The sequence below is a fragment of the Corynebacterium timonense genome (genome assembly GCF_900105305.1).
Lineage (GTDB): Bacteria > Actinomycetota > Actinomycetes > Mycobacteriales > Mycobacteriaceae > Corynebacterium > Corynebacterium timonense.
Map to the genome: position 1 here is coordinate 1,753,776 of NZ_LT629765.1, position 16,443 is coordinate 1,770,218.

At 62.6% G+C, this 16,443-nt stretch carries 14 protein-coding genes and 2 pseudogenes; 7 read left to right on the forward strand and 9 right to left on the reverse strand.

Annotation, left to right across the window (positions count from 1 at the left end; genetic code table 11):
- Nucleotides 1–505 precede the first annotated feature (505 nt).
- Together BLT81_RS13105 and BLT81_RS08250 are read right to left on the reverse strand one after the other, a co-directional pair.
- Nucleotides 506–1,268 (reverse strand): annotated as a pseudogene (locus BLT81_RS13105) (transposase); the annotation flags it as partial.
- Between the two features lie 156 nt (nucleotides 1,269–1,424).
- The gene (locus BLT81_RS08250) at nucleotides 1,425–2,663 is read right to left on the reverse strand and encodes an IS256 family transposase (protein ID WP_083337246.1); all 1,239 of its coding nucleotides are present in this window, start codon (nucleotides 2,661–2,663) and stop codon (nucleotides 1,425–1,427) included.
- A 121-nt stretch (nucleotides 2,664–2,784) separates the two neighbouring features.
- Between BLT81_RS08250 and BLT81_RS08255 the strand changes: the two are divergent.
- The 5 genes and pseudogenes from BLT81_RS08255 to BLT81_RS08275 all read left to right on the forward strand — a co-directional run.
- Nucleotides 2,785–3,216: pseudogene (locus tag BLT81_RS08255) on the forward strand (homoserine O-acetyltransferase MetX); the annotation flags it as partial.
- Between the two features lie 507 nt (nucleotides 3,217–3,723).
- On the forward strand, nucleotides 3,724–4,764 hold the full coding sequence (locus BLT81_RS08260) for an extracellular solute-binding protein (protein ID WP_019194314.1): 1,041 nt from the start codon (nucleotides 3,724–3,726) through the stop codon (nucleotides 4,762–4,764).
- A gap of 26 nt (nucleotides 4,765–4,790) precedes the next feature.
- Nucleotides 4,791–5,849: an ABC transporter ATP-binding protein gene (locus BLT81_RS08265; protein WP_019194313.1), complete on the forward strand. Its 1,059-nt coding sequence runs from the start codon at nucleotides 4,791–4,793 to the stop codon at nucleotides 5,847–5,849.
- A 26-nt stretch (nucleotides 5,850–5,875) separates the two neighbouring features.
- Nucleotides 5,876–7,675 carry an ABC transporter permease gene (locus BLT81_RS08270; protein ID WP_019194312.1) on the forward strand — a complete coding sequence of 600 codons (1,800 nt, stop codon included), beginning with the start codon at nucleotides 5,876–5,878 and terminating at the stop codon, nucleotides 7,673–7,675.
- Entirely contained in the window at nucleotides 7,675–8,547 is an 873-nt protein-coding gene (locus tag BLT81_RS08275; protein WP_019194311.1) for a glycerophosphodiester phosphodiesterase family protein, read from the forward strand. Before BLT81_RS08270 ends, BLT81_RS08275 begins: the two co-directional genes overlap by 1 nt.
- 46 nt (nucleotides 8,548–8,593) lie before the next feature.
- Here BLT81_RS08275 and BLT81_RS13395 read toward each other — a convergent pair whose 3' ends face one another.
- A complete protein-coding gene (locus BLT81_RS13395) occupies nucleotides 8,594–8,935 on the reverse strand; it encodes an ArsR/SmtB family transcription factor (protein ID WP_172812386.1) in 342 nt (113 codons plus the stop codon).
- Nucleotides 8,936–9,088: 153 nt separating this feature from the next.
- Between BLT81_RS13395 and BLT81_RS08285 the strand changes: the two genes are divergently transcribed.
- Nucleotides 9,089–11,035 carry a glycerophosphodiester phosphodiesterase family protein gene (locus BLT81_RS08285; protein ID WP_019194310.1) on the forward strand — a complete coding sequence of 649 codons (1,947 nt, stop codon included), beginning with the start codon at nucleotides 9,089–9,091 and terminating at the stop codon, nucleotides 11,033–11,035.
- On the opposite strand, the gene BLT81_RS08290 is transcribed toward BLT81_RS08285, so the two are convergent.
- Nucleotides 11,032–11,379 (reverse strand): DUF3017 domain-containing protein, encoded by a 348-nt coding sequence (locus tag BLT81_RS08290; RefSeq protein ID WP_407918956.1) that lies wholly within the window; start codon nucleotides 11,377–11,379, stop codon nucleotides 11,032–11,034. The two genes, BLT81_RS08285 and BLT81_RS08290, sit on opposite strands and share 4 nt — an antisense overlap.
- Nucleotides 11,360–12,208 carry a bifunctional methylenetetrahydrofolate dehydrogenase/methenyltetrahydrofolate cyclohydrolase gene (locus BLT81_RS08295; RefSeq protein ID WP_019194308.1) on the reverse strand — a complete coding sequence of 283 codons (849 nt, stop codon included), beginning with the start codon at nucleotides 12,206–12,208 and terminating at the stop codon, nucleotides 11,360–11,362. Before BLT81_RS08295 ends, BLT81_RS08290 begins: the two co-directional genes overlap by 20 nt.
- 25 nt (nucleotides 12,209–12,233) lie before the next feature.
- On the opposite strand from BLT81_RS08295, the gene BLT81_RS08300 reads away from it, so the two are divergent.
- Nucleotides 12,234–12,704, forward strand: a complete 471-nt coding sequence (locus BLT81_RS08300) for a tRNA (cytidine(34)-2'-O)-methyltransferase (RefSeq protein ID WP_019194307.1) — start codon at nucleotides 12,234–12,236, stop codon at nucleotides 12,702–12,704.
- A gap of 6 nt (nucleotides 12,705–12,710) precedes the next feature.
- On the opposite strand, the gene BLT81_RS08305 is transcribed toward BLT81_RS08300, so the two are convergent.
- The 4 genes from BLT81_RS08305 to BLT81_RS08320 form a co-directional block, all read right to left on the reverse strand.
- Nucleotides 12,711–14,012 carry a PH domain-containing protein gene (locus BLT81_RS08305; protein WP_231286624.1) on the reverse strand — a complete coding sequence of 434 codons (1,302 nt, stop codon included), beginning with the start codon at nucleotides 14,010–14,012 and terminating at the stop codon, nucleotides 12,711–12,713.
- A gap of 20 nt (nucleotides 14,013–14,032) precedes the next feature.
- Nucleotides 14,033–14,515, reverse strand: coding sequence for a PH domain-containing protein (locus BLT81_RS08310; protein ID WP_040421413.1), 483 nt, complete (start codon nucleotides 14,513–14,515; stop codon nucleotides 14,033–14,035).
- Between the two features lie 120 nt (nucleotides 14,516–14,635).
- Entirely contained in the window at nucleotides 14,636–15,412 is a 777-nt protein-coding gene (locus BLT81_RS08315) for a thioesterase family protein (protein WP_019194304.1), read from the reverse strand.
- 101 nt (nucleotides 15,413–15,513) lie between these two features.
- Nucleotides 15,514–16,410, reverse strand: coding sequence for an endonuclease domain-containing protein (locus BLT81_RS08320; protein ID WP_019194303.1), 897 nt, complete (start codon nucleotides 16,408–16,410; stop codon nucleotides 15,514–15,516).
- Nucleotides 16,411–16,443: the final 33 nt, after the last annotated feature.

The following is a 16,443-nucleotide window of genomic DNA, read 5'->3' on the forward strand; positions in this document are numbered from 1 at the left end:
ATTGCGTTAGGGACCGTGGCGGTTCCCCTCTTTCTTATCAGCATGATGTTCCTTGGAACATCCGCAAGGGCGATGTCAAAAAGGACCGGCGAAAACTAGCGCAGGTACCCGCTCGAACGCCTGGAGTGAGGTGTTTTCCGATCACCTACCTCCTAGATGGGGCATGACTGGGGGGTGCGGTTTTTTACCCAGATCCCCGCGGTTCGTTTCCCGGGCATGTAAGGCAATGTACATCGTTTAAAAAATGAGTTGGAGAGCTTTAGTCCTCCCGCCCAAGGCTTCTCGCGAGGAAGCTTGACGTTAACGGCCTAGCGCACTGTGTACCATGTGGCGCGTTTGTCGTATCCGGCGTTGATCTTTACCGGCCTCATTTCAGGCGTCTCATTGGTCGCCAGGACGTATTCTTCATTGCCTTGGCGCGTAGTGCCGGGGCGGATGTTCACCACCGACGTATGCGCATGAACACTTGAGAGTGCCTATTTGTTTGTGTGCGGGGCGTGGTTGATATGTGGTTCGCGGATCGGTCGGGGTAGGCCACGGTTAGTTGGTTGATGGCGTGTTTCCGCCCTTCGGGTTTGCGCCCCTTTCATGTAGCCGTCGCAGTCGACGCCACGTTTAGCTTTCCTCGCCGGTTGGGTGGCGCGCTTGTCCTTGATGGTGCGGATCATCAACCACAGCGTGTTCAACGCCGCAGCATCCGTGGGGAACTGGCCACGATGACGGGCCGCCTTGCGCAGTTCGGTATTGAGAGATTCGATCGCGTTGGTGGTGTATGCCACCCGACGAGCAGTCGGCGGAGACTGCAGAAACGGCACGAACCGCTCCGACGCGTCTTCACCAATTGCGGGAATTTTTTGCCCCATCTCAGAGACGTCGGAGGCGTCCAACGCGGTTGCGGCGGTGTCGGTGTCCTCGTTCGCGGCGGTAGAGACCTGAGGTAGTGCGTGAGTGAGAAGGTTTACGGTCCTGATAGGACACCCACCGGTTGACAGCCCAGATCACATGCACGATGCAGGCGTGCACCGATCGAATTCGGCCATAGCGCGTCCATGGCCTCAGGCAGGCCTGTAAGCCTTTTAGTCGATGAGCATGTCGCTGGCTCGACTATTGGCCAGATCCGCGCACACGGATGCCCAGAATGCAGCCCCTTCCATGTCGGCGATCTACCAGCCCACGGTGTGGTTGATGCCGTCGATGTCGATGCCGGCCGCCACGGGGCAGGTTTTATTGACCACCTGGTGACCGTCGCGGATCTTCACCTGCAGCGCGGCGCATCGCCCACCTGACCTACCGCGGAGAACTCGAGATCGACGAGCGCTTCGGCACCGCGGGTCAAGTCCACGGTGGTGGTGTATCTGCCTTCCGATATGAACAAGCAGGATGACGGTGTCAGGGGCCGTCACGAGCTCGGTGCTGGCGTGGGCTCATGCAACCTCCTGAGTGGATTCGCCGGCATCAATGACGGTGGCTGTCATCATCGTCTTGGTCTGTTCCAGGCTGGTTAGCGACATGTAGCGTTTCTGCTGGATCCAATCATCGTGTTGCTCGGCGAGTACCGCCCCGACCAGACGCACGACGGCGTCGCGGTTGGGGAAGATCCCCACGACGTCGGTGCGACGTCTGATCTCCCGGTTGAGCCTTTCAGTGGGGTTGTTTGACCACACCTTCGTCCACACCGCTTTCGGCGCGTTCGTAAACGCCAGCAGGTCGTCCAAGGATTCCTCCAGGTAATCCGCCACATGGGGGAACTTCTGCTGGCAAAACTCAATGACGTCTCGGGCCTGGTCCCACACGGCCTGGGCGTCGGGTTGTTGGAAGATCGTGTGAAACATCGCCGACAATGTCGGCCACTGGGTTTTCGGCACCATCGATGACAGATTCTTCGCGAAATGGGTGCGGCACCGCTGCCAGGATGCGTTGGGTAGGCAGTCACCCACAGCGGCTTGGATGCCTAGGTGGGCGTCGCTGGTGACCAGGTACACCTGATCCAGGCCCCGGGCTTTCAGGTCGCGGAAGAACCCGGTCCACGACGCGGCCGATTCGGCGGTGGCGACCTGCATACCAAGCAACTCCCGGTACCCGTCGGCGTTAACCCCGGTGGCCAGCAGCACGCTGGTTTTGACGACGCGCCCGCCTTCACGCACCTTCATCGTCAGCGCGTCGCAGGAAACATAGAGGTAGGGGCCGGTGTCCAACGGGCGGGTGCGGAAGTCTTCGACCATCACGTCGAGTTCTTTGGCCATGGTAGACACCTGTGACTTCGACAGGTTGGTGATCCCGAGGGTGGCGACAAGGTCGTTCATGCGGCGGGTGGAGACCCCCTTGAGGTAGCAGGTGGCTACGACGGTGGCCAGGGCGCGTTCTGCTCGTGAGCGGCGCTCCAACAACCAGTCGGGGAAGAATGATCCGTGGCGAAGTTTCGGGATTCTCACGTCGATGGTGCCCACGCGTGTGTCCAGGTCGCGGTGGCGGTAGCCGTTTCGGTGGTTGGTGCGGGTGTCGCTGACTGTGGCGTAGTCGGCCCCGCAGATGCTGTCTGCTTGGGTGGAGAGGATCTGGTTGATGAAGTCCTGCAGCATCTGACGCATCAGATCCGGGGATGCTTGGGCGAGCAGCTCATCAAGGTAGGCGGTCGGGTCGATATGATTGGGTCCAGCGGTCATCGCGTTGGTTCCTTTCGAGGAGATGTTGGAATTGATTCGAAAGGTACTGCGGTGGCCGCCTCACACGTTCATGAGGTCCCTCACCGACAGTCACAGGTACACCACGCTAGCGGACGCAACCGGCACCGCGCCCCAAGCCGACGAAAACCCCTTCGGCCCGTTCCGCAGCGACAACCAACGCTTCGTCGTGCAGAGCTACCTCGAGCACCAGGGCACGAAGCTCGTGAACCGTTTCGACGCCGGCGCGTACGTCAGCCTCACCGAAGCCCTCAACCGCCACGATGTCGGCCGCGGCCGAGGCGGGCTCAACAAGGCGCTGGCCTCCTCGCAAGTACCGACCATGGTGGTCGGCGTCGACACCGACATTTTGTACCCCTACCACCAGCAGGAACACATCTCACGCAACCTTGGCCATCTCCTGGGCATGTCCAAGCTTTCCAGCCCAATGGGCCACGACGCGTTTCTGACCGAAGCGCGCCAGATGGACCGCATCCTGCGCACATTCGTTGAGCTCTCCCAGAATGGACCGAGCAGCAGCGAACGCTGCACGTAGGACTTGGAGAAGCGGGCGCACACGATCCCACGACATGCACCTGCCCTACGTCGTTGACGTAGGGCATAACCGTGTGAAGGACCCCGGCCGGTACATGTGTCCCCAATCACGACACGGGCGCAATACAAGGTCCCGTCACAACCATTTTAGAACATTCTATCTAAACCTATCACGCCCATAGTGGTATCGTTTTACCCACTCTCCCCATATTGGGGTACGGCCCTTGGCACGATTTCCTATCAGCGCTCGCTAATAAGATGTCCCACACGTGGCCGCCACACGCTCTCACCTCAGAAAACTGCTAGTCGGCGCCCGAATGATGTCGTTATCTCAACATTCGCGGGAAGTTAACGCACTAGTCATGGGAACGTTCATGTTCGTCCACCGTTCATTGACAAGCTAGCGGGGAGCATTTCGTTTCCTCTGGCTATTTGCCACCCCCCTCCAGGGATCGAATGGATTTTCGCACGAAATGCCGAGTCGACCGAACTAGGAAAGGACTTCACAATGCGACTTGGTTTCGCCAAAACTGCCGCATCCGTACTTACCGTGTCGCTTGCCGCAGCGACGCTGACCGCTTGCGGTTCCGACCCGGAGAACGAACCCCTCGTGATCTACTCCAACTCGGTCTCTGACGGCCGTGGAGAGTGGCTGCAAGAAGAGGCTGCCGCAGCCGGCTTCGAGATCGAGTTCGTCGACCTCGGCGGTGCCGACATCCAGAACCGCCTCATCGCCGAGCAAGCGAACCCCATCGCCGACGTCGTCTACGGCCTCAACAACATCTATTTCGAAAACCTCAAGTCCTCCGGCGTGCTCCAGCCCTACGAGCCCGCATGGTCCAGTGACGTCGACCCGTCGATGGGTGACGGCGAAACCTTCTGGCCGATCGTCCGTGAGCCGATCATGCTCGTCTACAACGACGCGGCATACACCGAGGAGACCGCGCCGAACGACTGGCCGGACCTGTGGGAGAAGGAAGAATACCACGGCCGCTACGAAGTCCCCCGCAATTTGGGCGGTGCTACCACGCAGCTCGTGATCTCCGGCATCCTGGCACGCCACTTCGACCCGAACGGCGAGCTCAACGTCAGTGACGAGGGCTGGGACGCCATTGAGCAGTACTTCGAGTACGGCGTGCCCGCTGTTGAGGGCCAGAACCTCTACGGCCACATGGCCAGCGGCGAGGTTGACATGGGTCAGATGTACCTGGCGGGTAAGGCTGCCCGCGAGGAGGAGTACAACCTCCCGACCACCGCGGTTCAGCCGCCGGTGGGGGTCCCGATGGCGACTCAGCAGGTCGGCTTGGTGGCTGGTACCGATAAGCCGGAGCGCGCACAGGAGTTCATCGACTGGTTCGGCGGCGCCGAGTTCCAGGCGAAGTGGTCGAACCAGTTCTTTACTGCACCGACCAACCAGGCGGCTCTGGAGGACGCAGATCAGGATGCCGTCGAGCAGACTGAGGCGTTCAAGGAGCAGGACATCGACTGGACCATCGTCTCCGAGAACCTTCCTGCGTGGATCGAGCGCATCGAGCTCAACTACCTCTAACTCGTCTATCTCGAAGGAACATTCCCGTGATCAAATTCGAAGACATCGTTGTCCGCTACGACAACGACTTCCTCGCGTTGCCCGAGTTTAACCTGACGATTGAAGACGGAGAGTTTTTCACCCTCCTCGGCCCATCAGGCTGCGGCAAGTCCACCGCGCTGCGCACGCTGGCTGGCTTTATCAACCCAACCTCGGGTCGAATCATGTCGAAGGACCGCGAGATTACTCGCTCCCCGAGTAACAAGCGCGGCATCGGCATGGTGTTCCAAAACTACGCCTTGTTCCCTTCGATGTCCGTGGGGGACAACATCGCCTATGGTCTGAAAACTGCCAAGGTGGCCAAGGACGAGATCGCTGAGCGTGTTGCCACGGTGGCCCGCGAGGTCAACTTGACACCCGAGCAGCTGGACAAGGGTATTGCCGCTCTCTCTGGTGGCCAGCAACAGCGCGTGGCGATCGCACGCGCGCTGGTCATGCGCCCCGACATCCTTCTGCTGGATGAGCCCCTGTCCAACCTGGACGCCAAGCTGCGCCAACAGCTGCGTGTCCAGCTTAAGGAACTGCAACAACAGTCTGGCATCACGACCGTCTACGTGACGCACGACCAGGAAGAGGCCCTGTCCATGAGCGACCGCATCGCGGTGCTCAACCGCGGAATGATCGAACAGGTCGGCCGCCCCCAGGACGTCTACAGCGACTCCGAAACAGAGTTCGTCTGCAACTTCCTTGGCGACGTCAACCGCCTCTCGCCAGGTCAGGTTGCTGAGCTCAACAAGCAGGGTGCGGGGCTCAACCCCGAGCACAACCACTACATTCGGCTCGAAAAGGTGCGTTTCACCCAGAACCAGAGCGAGTTGCCGGCGGGCATCCACGTCCTGCGTGGTGTCCCCGAGGGACGCAGCTATCTCGGTACGACCTCGGTGTACATGATCCGGGCGCTGGATTCGTCCATTCGCGTGCTCGTGCAGGAAACCGGCCACTTCGAGTGGGCCGAAGGCGAGGTTTTCCTCGGCATTGACCCCCAGTGGATCCGTAGCTACGCGCCGTCGAGCGAGAACTTCGGGGATAGCGGGGACAAAAAGTGAGTAGACAGAAAAAAGACATCCAAGCGATGTTCAGGTCGCCCCTGAACATCATTGTGATGATCATCGTGGCGTGGTTTATCCTTGCCTTCCTGATCGTCCCGCTGGTGACCCTGCTGCTCACGGTGTTTAGGCCGGGCGGAGAATGGTCGTTCAGCGTGTTCCCTCGCCTGTTCGAATCGGAGCGAGCGATGAATTCGCTCCGCAACTCCTTCCTGCTTGCCGTGATTCTGTCCTTCACAGTGAACATCGTCGGTGTGTTCATCGTGCTGGTCACGCGCTACTTCGACATCAAGGGAGCGCGAATCCTCTACTTGGGCTTCGCCACCACCTTGCTGTACGGGGGTGTGGTGCTCGTTTCGGGCTACAATCTCATCTACGGCCCGAACGGCTTTATCACATCCTTGCTGTCGAACTACTTCCCCGACATGAACAAGGAATGGTTCACAGGAATGCTCGCCGTCGTGCTCGTCATGACGTTCTCTACGACGGGTAACCACCTGCTGTTCATGACGAACGCGATCTCCAAGATCGACTACCAGACCATCGAGGCTGCCCGCCAGATGGGCGCCAGCACCTGGGGCATTATCTCCAAGATTGTCCTTCCGGTGATGAAGCCCATCTTCTTCTCCATCACCGTCCTGACGTTCCTGACAGGCCTGAGCGCGATGTCGGCGCCGCTGATTCTTGGTGGCGAAACGTTCCAGACGATTTCCCCGATGATCCTGACCTTCGCGAACACCGTCACTTCCCGCGATCTTGCTGCTGCGCTGGCAATGTTCCTCGGTATTGCCACCATCCTGCTGCTGGTTATTCTCAACAGGCTCGAGGCGGGTGGCACCTACTTCTCGGTGGCTAAGGTCCCGTCGCCTCTGCCGAAGCAGAAGATTGAGAACCCGGTTGCGAACGTGATCGTTCACTTCTTCGCGTACGTGCTCTTCATCATCTACGCGATCCCGCCGGTGCTCATCACCATCTTCTCCTTCACGGACGCCCAAACTATCTCGACCGGCCAGCTGACGCTCGACTCGTTCACGCTCGACAACTACCTGTTGATCGTGACCGACTCGGCCGCACTGCGCCCATTCCTGATCTCGATCATCTACTCCGCCATTGCCTCCGCGATCGTCGTGTTCTTCCTCCTGTTCGTCGCGCGGATTGTCCAGAGGCACAAAAACTGGATCGCGGTAGCATTCGAGTACTTGCTGCACATCCCGTGGATCTTGCCGTCGACCCTCATCGCCCTCTCGCTCGTGCTTACCTTCAGCCAGAGCAACATCCTCGTGGGCGGAATGGTGTTGACGGGTACAACGATCATTCTGGCGATCGGCTACATCATCGAGAAGATTCCGTTCACCCTCCGCATGCTCAAGGCAAGCTTCATGGGTGTTCCCGACAGCCTGGAAGAAGCAGCCCTGATGCTCGGTGCCTCTTCGTTCCGTGTGTTCCGGACCATCCTGCTGCCGATTGTTTTCCCGGTCGCGATGGGTATCTTCGCCCTGAACTTCAACTCGTTGCTGGATAACTACGACATCGCGGTGTTCCTGTCTCACCCGTTCTTCCAGCCGCTCGGTATCTTCATCCAGAGCGCTACGACGTCCGAGTCGATCAACGACACCACGGCACTGACCTTCGTCTACACCGTGCTGCTCATGATCATCTCCGGTATCGTGCTCTACCTTGTGTACGGACCGTCGATCTTCAAGGGCAGCCGTCGCACCGCGAAGTCCTCCGCTTACTCCGAAATCCTTCGCCGTAAGCTCACCGAGGATGCGCAGAACCTCGACCCGGCCGTCACCGCGAACATCGAAGGCGGTACTGGTAAGTAATGGCTCGTGAATACTCCTCTCTCGGCTTGCCCGAGTGCGCGGGGATGAACGGCGTCCTTCTGGAGAGGCTGAACAGCCAGCCCTTCCTGATCGCCGCGCATCGTGGCCAGGCTGGCGGCACCATCGTGGAGAACACATCCGCAGCGATCAACGCCTGCTTCAATCTTGGTGCAGATATCGCGGAGATTGACCTCATGCGATCGGCCGACGGAGTGTTCTACCTGTTCCACCCCGGTTACGAAAAGATGCACTTCGACCTCAACGTCGACATTACGACGTTGACGTCAGAAGAGATCGACTCTCTGCAGTACGCCTGGTTCGTCAGCGAGAGCAACCGCCCCTGCACCCCGGTGCGCCTGTCGGACGTTCTCGAGAAGGTTGGCGACGGCCTGCTCAACCTAGATAAAGCGTGGCTGTACGGGGCAGAACTGCTCGATTTTTTGGCAGCGCATCGGGCCCACAGGAACTGCATCCTCAAGGGCCCAGCACACGCCGAAAACTTCGATCTCATGAGCTCCCACGACGAGAAGTTCATGTTCATGCCGATCGTCGAAACAGCGAGCGAGCTCGAGGCAGCCCTCGCAGCCGCCGACAGCGAGACCATCAACATGGTGGGCATCGAGCTGCTTACCGACGGCTCCGAGGACACACTGTCATCACAAGAAACGCTCGACCGCATTCGCAGCAAGGGGCTGTATCTCTGGCTCAATGCGATTAACGTCGCCGAGGGCACCCCGATGTTTCTGGGGTGGGACGATGAAACATCCGTTCTCCACGACCCAGCGATGGGCTGGGGCCGGCTCATTGATGCTGGGGCCAATGTGATCCAAACGGATTTCACCCCGGCACTTGCTTCCTACCGGGCCTCGTAGATCATCTCCCGACGGTGCCCCACCGCCAGCTGGCGGTGGGGCACGTTCACGTTCGGTGGGCGTCGTGAAGCGGCAGAGAGCGCTCGAGCATCTCACGGGCGGATGGGGTAGTTGATACTTTTCGTGTCCGTCCCCATCGGGTCGATTCAACGAGTCCGGCCCGCTTCAGAATGTGAATGTGGCGGCACAAAACAGACGAGGAGACACCAAGGGTCGCTCGCAGCTCGGTTTGGGTGCGCGAACGTGAGGCGCACAGGCGAAGGATGTTCCACCGCACGCCGTCGGACACAGCGGAAAGCACGCTGACGTACTCCTCGCCGTACCGGTAGCAATTGATGCGCTCGACGGCGAGCTCCGGTTCGACCGCCTTACGAAGATAGTTCACCACGGCTTCACAATAACGTTCCAGCAGCCACGGCGCGCTAATGAACGTTACTCATTTCTTTGAACGAGATCTTGGTCCTACGGGTGGAGGGCCCCTTCCTTTTAGCGTCCAGGGACGTCGACTGAACGGCAGTCGACGCGAACGAGGAGGAAACTCATGAAACGCACCATTCCTGGCGCGGTGTATACAGGGGCCGTTGTGCTGGCGCTGTTGCTGATATTCAGCGGCGCTCATACCTGGCATGGCAACGCGGAGGAAGGACCGACGTGCCTGCCGTGGCAAGAGCAGTACGATCAGATCGTCGATAAGGCGACGAACGGGAAGGTCATCAGCGCCCAGCACCGAGGCGCATTCAACCAGGATGTCCCGGAAAACTCGATCGAGGCGTTCAAACGAGGCTTCGCCCAGTGCCGCCCGGCGATTGAAACAGACATCCGGCTCACATCCGACGGCGAACTCGTCCTGTTCCACGACACCCATATCGGGAAAATGCTGGAGCCAACGTACAACCCGGAAACGAACGAGGGGCCGAACCCGCCGGTAAACCAGGTAAGCTATGCGGACATTGCATCGAAGCCGCTGCTACGGCCTGACCGGACGACAACCCATCACGTCGTCCCTCGCCTGGATGACCTCATCGAGTTCATGGCGCACAACCCCAGCGACTCCATCATCCACCTCGAGGTCAAGGACACCCCGGCGATCAGCACCGCCCTCGACATCCTGGTCAAAGCAGACACGGAGTACCCTGAGCAGCACTTTCTCAAGCGCTTCGTGGTGAAGATGCCGATGTCGGAGTACCCAACCCCCCAGCAGTGGCGCGACAGCGTCGCGGCAGCCGGCGCTACTTCACCGGTCATGGCCATGCCCGTCATCGCGCCATGGAACGCGTCGAAGATCGACGAAGGGCCAGAGATCCCCGACCCCACCGAACTCCACCTTTCGTCCAACGCCAGCCGCGCCGTGGCCGCGTGGGCTGCCGAGGACCCGCAATGGGCTCCTTTCGTGGAAGTAGTCATCAAGGACTCATCCGAATTCGGCCACACGATTCACACGCCTACCAGCAATTTCGGCCCGTTCGACGCTCCTGCGTCGATCGCCTTGGACAACGCCGAACCCGGTACTGTCGCTGAGTTCGTCGCGCTCGTTCACTTCTACGAAAAGAAGCTAGGCGCTTTCGTTCCTGTTCCAACCTTCGTGATGTACACGGACGGCCCCACGGCGGGGTTTACCGTCCCTAACAAGTACGGGGACAAGCGTCCGATCCCAGCGACTGATGCCTTCTATAACGCGGACTCCAGCTGCTGCTATGTGTTGAACGACCGTCGCCGACCGACCCAGTACGCGCAGGAGGCGCACGATTGGCGGGACAACCTCGACTGGCTGCGCTCCATCGGGGCGAATGTGCTTACTTCCGACGACCCCGACACTATTGACCTGTACGCGAGCCTCAAGGGTTACCTCAACACCACGGCGCAACCGGATCCCTCTGCTCCGCCGGCCAACCTGAACTCCAGCCTGTACACACGGATGAGGGGCGCTGCAGTCCCCGACTACGACTACGTAAACATCAAAGGGTGGAACGGCGGGGCATCCGGCGCGTGGGGCGGGCAAGTGTGCTTGTTCACTGATCCTGGTTATTACCTCTGGACTGTGTCTTGCCAGTACGAAAACCCTGCGTTCAGCAACGAACTCGAGATACGGACAACGGGGGACGGTTACATGCTCATCCGCGACATTTCATCGGGTCAGTGCCTCTATTCCGATCCACAGCGTGACTGGGCAATTCTGTGGAGCCCGGAATGCACGTCGCCACGAGCAAAATGGACCCGGACCCCCGACCATCGCTTCGAAGACATCGACGGGCGACAAATCAACTTCGAATGGGACGATCGATACGCTTATGGCTACCCGTTCGCATACAACTACCTGACCCGCGGCGACACGTCGCCCTGGTCAATCTGGAAGCTAGAGCGCGCGGAGGGGACAACATCTACGCGCCCGCCTCACGACGTGCCGGACGCGACAGAAAAACCACTCGTCCCAGAAAGTGGACACCGCCCGGGACCTGACGAGCCCCGCCATCCCGAGGACGCCGCCTAACTCCCCAGCGCGTCCACCGAGCCCGCCAAGAACATCATCGCAGCGCCGAGCGAGGCGCAGAACAGGGCGTCGAAGCGGCGGGAGCGCACGGCGAGAAGGCCGATGACGCGTGAGTCACACGTACACCGCATCAGCGCCAGCCACACCATCGCGGCGCCAAGCGTGAACGTCGCGCGGCGCCAGTGCTCGGTGGCGGAAAAGACTCCGGAGGCGACGAAGCCCACGACGAAGACCCCGACCATCACCCGCTGCGCCCACAGGGGCAGCGGGGAGGCCGGGTTGTCGGCGTCGTGGGGGTTGTCAAGAGGCAGCCCCCGGGGGGCGTTACACAAGCTGCTCGGCACGCTCCACGATGTTGCGGACGAGGAAGGTCCGCGTCATCGGGCCTACGCCGCCCGGGTTCGGGGAGACCCAGGAGGCCTTGTCCCAGACGTCGGGGTGGACGTCGCCCACCGTCTTCCCGTCGACGCGGGACACGCCGACGTCGAGGACGGCGGCGCCCTCCTTGACCATGTCCGCGGTGAGCATGTGGGGCTTGCCGGCGGCGGCGATGATGACGTCCGCGCGGCGCGTCTCGGCGGCGAGGTCCTTCGTTCCGGTGTGGCAGAGGACGGCGGTGGCGTTGATGTTTTTGGTGGTGAGCATGAGCGAGATCGGGCGGCCTACGGTCACGCCGCGGCCGATGACGCAGACGATGGCGCCGTTGAGGTCCACGCCGAAGCGCTCGAGAAGCTTCAGCGATCCGTTCGGGGTACACGGCAGGGGCGCGGGCTCGTTGAGCACCAGTTTGCCCAGGTTGACGGGGTGGAGGCCGTCGGCGTCCTTGTCCGGGGTGATGCGCTCGAGCACCCGGTTCTCGTCGAGGTGCTTCGGCAGCGGCAGCTGAACGATGTAGCCGGTGACGGCCGGGTCGTCATTCAGGGCGTCGATAAGCTCCTCGAGCTCCTCCTGCGTGGTGTCGCCGGGCAGCTCCTTCATGATGGAGGCGATGCCGAGCTCGTCGCAGTCCCGGTGCTTCATGCGCACGTAGTTCTGGCTTGCGGGGTCGTCTCCAACGAGAACCGTGGCCAGGCCGGGCGTGACGCCCTGGTCCTTCAGCGCCGCCACGCGCTGTTTCAGGTCCGCGAAAATCTCCTCGCGGTAGAGTTTGCCGTCCAGTTTCTTCGCAGTCACGACCCCCATCCTAGACTTGGAGCGCGTGTGCGCACTCCACGTCATCTTTGATAATCCTGTGATCCCGCCCAACACGGGCAACGCGATCCGCATGTGCGCGGGCACGGGCGCGACCCTGCACCTCGTCGAGCCGCTCGGCTTCGACCTCAGCGAAAAACACCTGCGCCGCGCCGGCTTGGACTACCACGACCTCGCGCACGTCATCATCCACCCCACCCTCGACGAGTGCTTCGCATCGCTTCCCGACGCCCCCATCTACGCCTTCACCACCCACGCCACCACCCACTACCACGACGTGGCCTACCGCGACGGCGCCGCCCTCCTCTTCGGCACCGAGCCCACCGGCCTGCCCCACGAGCACGCCCACCACCCGCGCGTCACCGAGCGCGTGCGCATCCCCATGCTCCCCGGCCGGCGCTCCATGAACCTCTCCAACTCCGCCGCCGTCGCCTGCTACGAGGCGTGGCGCCAGCTTGGCTTCCCCGGCGGGGTCTAGGGCGCCCTACCCAGGAAGGACGCGCCCACGCAGCGTATCGACGACCCGCCGGGCCTCCCCCTCGTCCACGTCGCGTACCGTCGCGCTCACGGGACCCGGAACGAGATCGAGCCGGACACTAGCCAACCCCGCGGCGCGCTGCAGCGGCCCCTGCTTCAGCGTGAGCTCCTGAATGTGCGGGGCCTCGACCACCGCGAAGCGCCGCGACACCCTGCCCCACGTGACCACGACGGCATCCGCGCCGCTCATGGTCAGCGACTGGCGCGCGTAGTCCAGCGGCGACACCCACCGCGCCCGGCGCGGGGAGCGCACGTCTACCGTCGCCGACGCCGGATCCAGGTCCTCGAACGCCGGGGCGTCCAGCGGGCTCAGCGCGTCCACCACGGCCAGCGCCTGGTCGAGCGTGCCCACGGGCAGCAGCGTGAGCGTGCCCCCGTCCCCGTCGATCTTGTAGCCGGCGACGTTCACCTTGACCTCCCACCAGCCCAGCAGGCGCCACAACGGGGGCTGCGTCAGCGACACCGCGTGGATGCGTTCGAGAGGCACGAGCTGGCGACGTCGATTAGCAAGCCCGTAGGTGACCGTAAGAACCTCCGACGACTCGCCGCCCTGGACCGAATGGAAGCGCCACGACTGGTCGATCATCCGCCACAGCGGCGGCACCGCACCGACGAGGACCACCACAGCCGCACCGGCCGTCAGGTCCGTGAGCAGCGGGATCGCGACGACCACCGCGGCCGCAATCGTGCCCAGCTGCAGCGCCGCCCCGATCAGCGTGCGGCGGATGGGCACGGGCTCGACAAGGTAGTCGGTGGCGTCATCGTCGTGGTCTGCGTCGCCCGCCCCCGATTCGGCCCCGCCGCCCTCGCGGGCCACGGCGTGCATGATCTCCGCGCGGAGCTCCTCGGCCTCCTGCTTCGGCACGTACGCGATCTCGACCGCCGAGTCGCCGCCGCCGGCCGCCTCGACGCGCACGGCCGCCAGCCCAAAGATGCGCGCCACCAGCGGCTCAACGACGTCAACGGCCTGGATGCGGTCGTAGCGGACGGTGCGCACGTGGTTGGTCACCACCCCGCGCGTGACGCCCACCTCCTCCTCGCCGAGGCCAAAACCCATCTTCGCCCACCACAGTTGCGACACCGCGGCGAAGACGAGCAACCCCGCGACGAACACCCCCAGGCCGCGCAGCAGAACGGCCGCCCCGAGGTTGCCGTCGCGCGCCCACGTGAACAGCGGCTCCAGGCCGTTGACCAGGGCGATCGCAGCCAGGGCGAACACGATGCCCCACCCCCGGATAATCGGCGTCAACCTGTGGACTCTGCGCTCCATCACAGGCCGCTCATCCGTTCGCGCGCCTTCTCCGCGAGGCGGTCACGCAACGCGTCCGCCTCATCCGCCTCAATCCCCGGCAGCGACGACACCGACGTCGTCGACGCCGTGTTCACCTCCAGCGTCTTCATCCCCAACGCGCGCGCCACCGGGCCCGACGTGACATCGACGAACTGAATGCGCCCGTACGGCACGACCGTCAACGAGCGCCACATCCTGCCCCGCGCCAGGACGAGCTCATCCTCCGTCTCCAGCCACCCCATCGCGCGCACGCGCAGCGGGATGAGCACCGCGTTGAACAGCGCAATCGCGAGCACGATGCCCAACGGGATCAGCCACCATTTCCCCCAGATGAGGTAGGCCACCACCAGCGCGCCGCCGATGATGAGCGTCCACATCAACGTCGTGAGGTAATGGGGGACCACCAGTTTTGGGGAGACCCGGTTCATCTCCTCGGCCGATCTTGGCAGTGTTCGCGTCATGGCAGCCAGTGTACGGGTCCGCGCGGCGGCCCTCTCTCACCCTAAAAACAGACCCCTAAAAATCCACGGATCTCGGCGTTTTCGGTGGTTTTTTAGAGTTCCGCTTTTGGGGTTGTGGCTCTACACCTTGCCCAGCGCCTGCATCTGCTCCGCGCGGCCGAGCGGCCCGTGGATGTCGTGGACGATCGACGAGGTCACACCGGTTCCCTCAGGGCCCCACGCGTTTGTGGCCTCCAGGCCGGTCCACTGCCCCTCCGGGTGACGGTAGATGTGCACGGTAAGGTCCACGTTCGGAAAGGCCCACTCCTCAGGGCTGCGCCTCGCGGTCACCCCGTTGGCGGTGTCGATGCGGGAGAAATGCTCGGCCAGCGCGATGCGCTCGTCCGCGTCGACGAGCTTGGCCGGGGAGGTAAACCACGCGAAGAACTTGCCCGTCGGCAAGCCTGTGACCTTCCGTCCGGTGAGCTGACGGATGTATCCTCCGCCCCACACTTCGGAAAAGCGCTGGTCGGCGCAGTCCTCCGGCAACGGGAAGGTCTGACCACACGGGTCGGCGACGTCCGAGGTGTCCCAGGCCTCGAGGTACCAGATCCGGGCGATGATCGCGCTGCGCCCCTCCAGCTGCACCGTCACCTGCACCAGCTCGATCCTGCGGCCGGGGCGGATCGTCTCCACCAGCACCGTCGCCTCCTTCAGGGGCAGGCGCCCGAGGATGTCGTAGGACACCCGCGCCAGCTTCTTCGTGTCGCCCTCCGGGCGGGAGCGCTCGGCGACGTGGACGACGAGCCCGGCCAGCGCGGCGAAGTGGTAGTCCTCGGGCGACCAGGCGCCCTCGCAGTGGATGGTGGGGGCGAATGTGTCGGCGCCCGTGCGGGCGAAGTAGTGGGCGGCGGGCATGACGGTCCTTTCGTTCGCCGGGGATAGCTCTTCCCCCTAAAAACAGAACACTAAAAAACGGCGGATGTCGGCGTTTTCGGCGGTTTTTTAGGGTTCCGTTTTTAACGGGAAGCGCGGGCCCGCTCGATCATCCGCATGACGCCGTCCGTGTCGCGGAGCATGTCCTCGAACGAGACTCGCAGGACAACGAAGCCGAGGTTCATTAGGGCGCGCTCCCGCTCGCGTTCCTTCATCAGGACCTCGTGCGTGGCCTCCGCATATTTCAAGCGGCCGTCGATCTCCACAACGAGAAACTCGTCGAAGAGAAAGTCCACGCGGAACCCGCCAATCTGGGCCTGGATGCGCCAGCCGGTGATGCCGCGCGTGATGAGCTCTCCGCGGAACCAGCTCTCCAGGGGCGACTCCGCGAGCGCGGACGCGTAGGCGAGCACCCGGCGAACGGTGCTTTTGCCCACGCACCGGCCCATACGGTTCATCTGCCACGTGATGTCCGCGGGGGTGATCGGCATGGTGCGCAGGAGCCAGTCGACTGCGATGAGCCCTTCGACAAAGCCGTGGTAGCGGGCCATGTCAACGCTGGTGCGCAGGGGGGTTGTCGCCCTCACACCGAGGACGTCGTGCACCTCGTCCTCCCCGATGCCGGCACTGCGGTAACGCACCCCGGGCATGCGGGTTGTCCGGGACGGCGTACCGCCCGACGGGAGCACGACCTCTGGTGTGTCCGCGCTCATCGCTACGACGGGCATTCCCATAACGCGCGCCGCCGACCTCCCGACAAGGACTCCCTTTGTCATGCTGCGCCCCGTGGCGAGCGCCCTCAGGGTGTGCTGCTGCCACCCCGGCAATGACTCCCACACAGGTCGCGGCACGACCTGTGTCGGCGCGACGAAGTGGTAGCGGTGCTGCGCGATGTCCGTGCGAAGCGTGTGATCTGTCCGTGTCAGTGCGCGCGTGTCTGTCAGCAGCGCGGCCACATCCCCCGTTGTGTGAAACCCCATGTGTGCATCGTGCCGTACGGCATGCTGCACGGT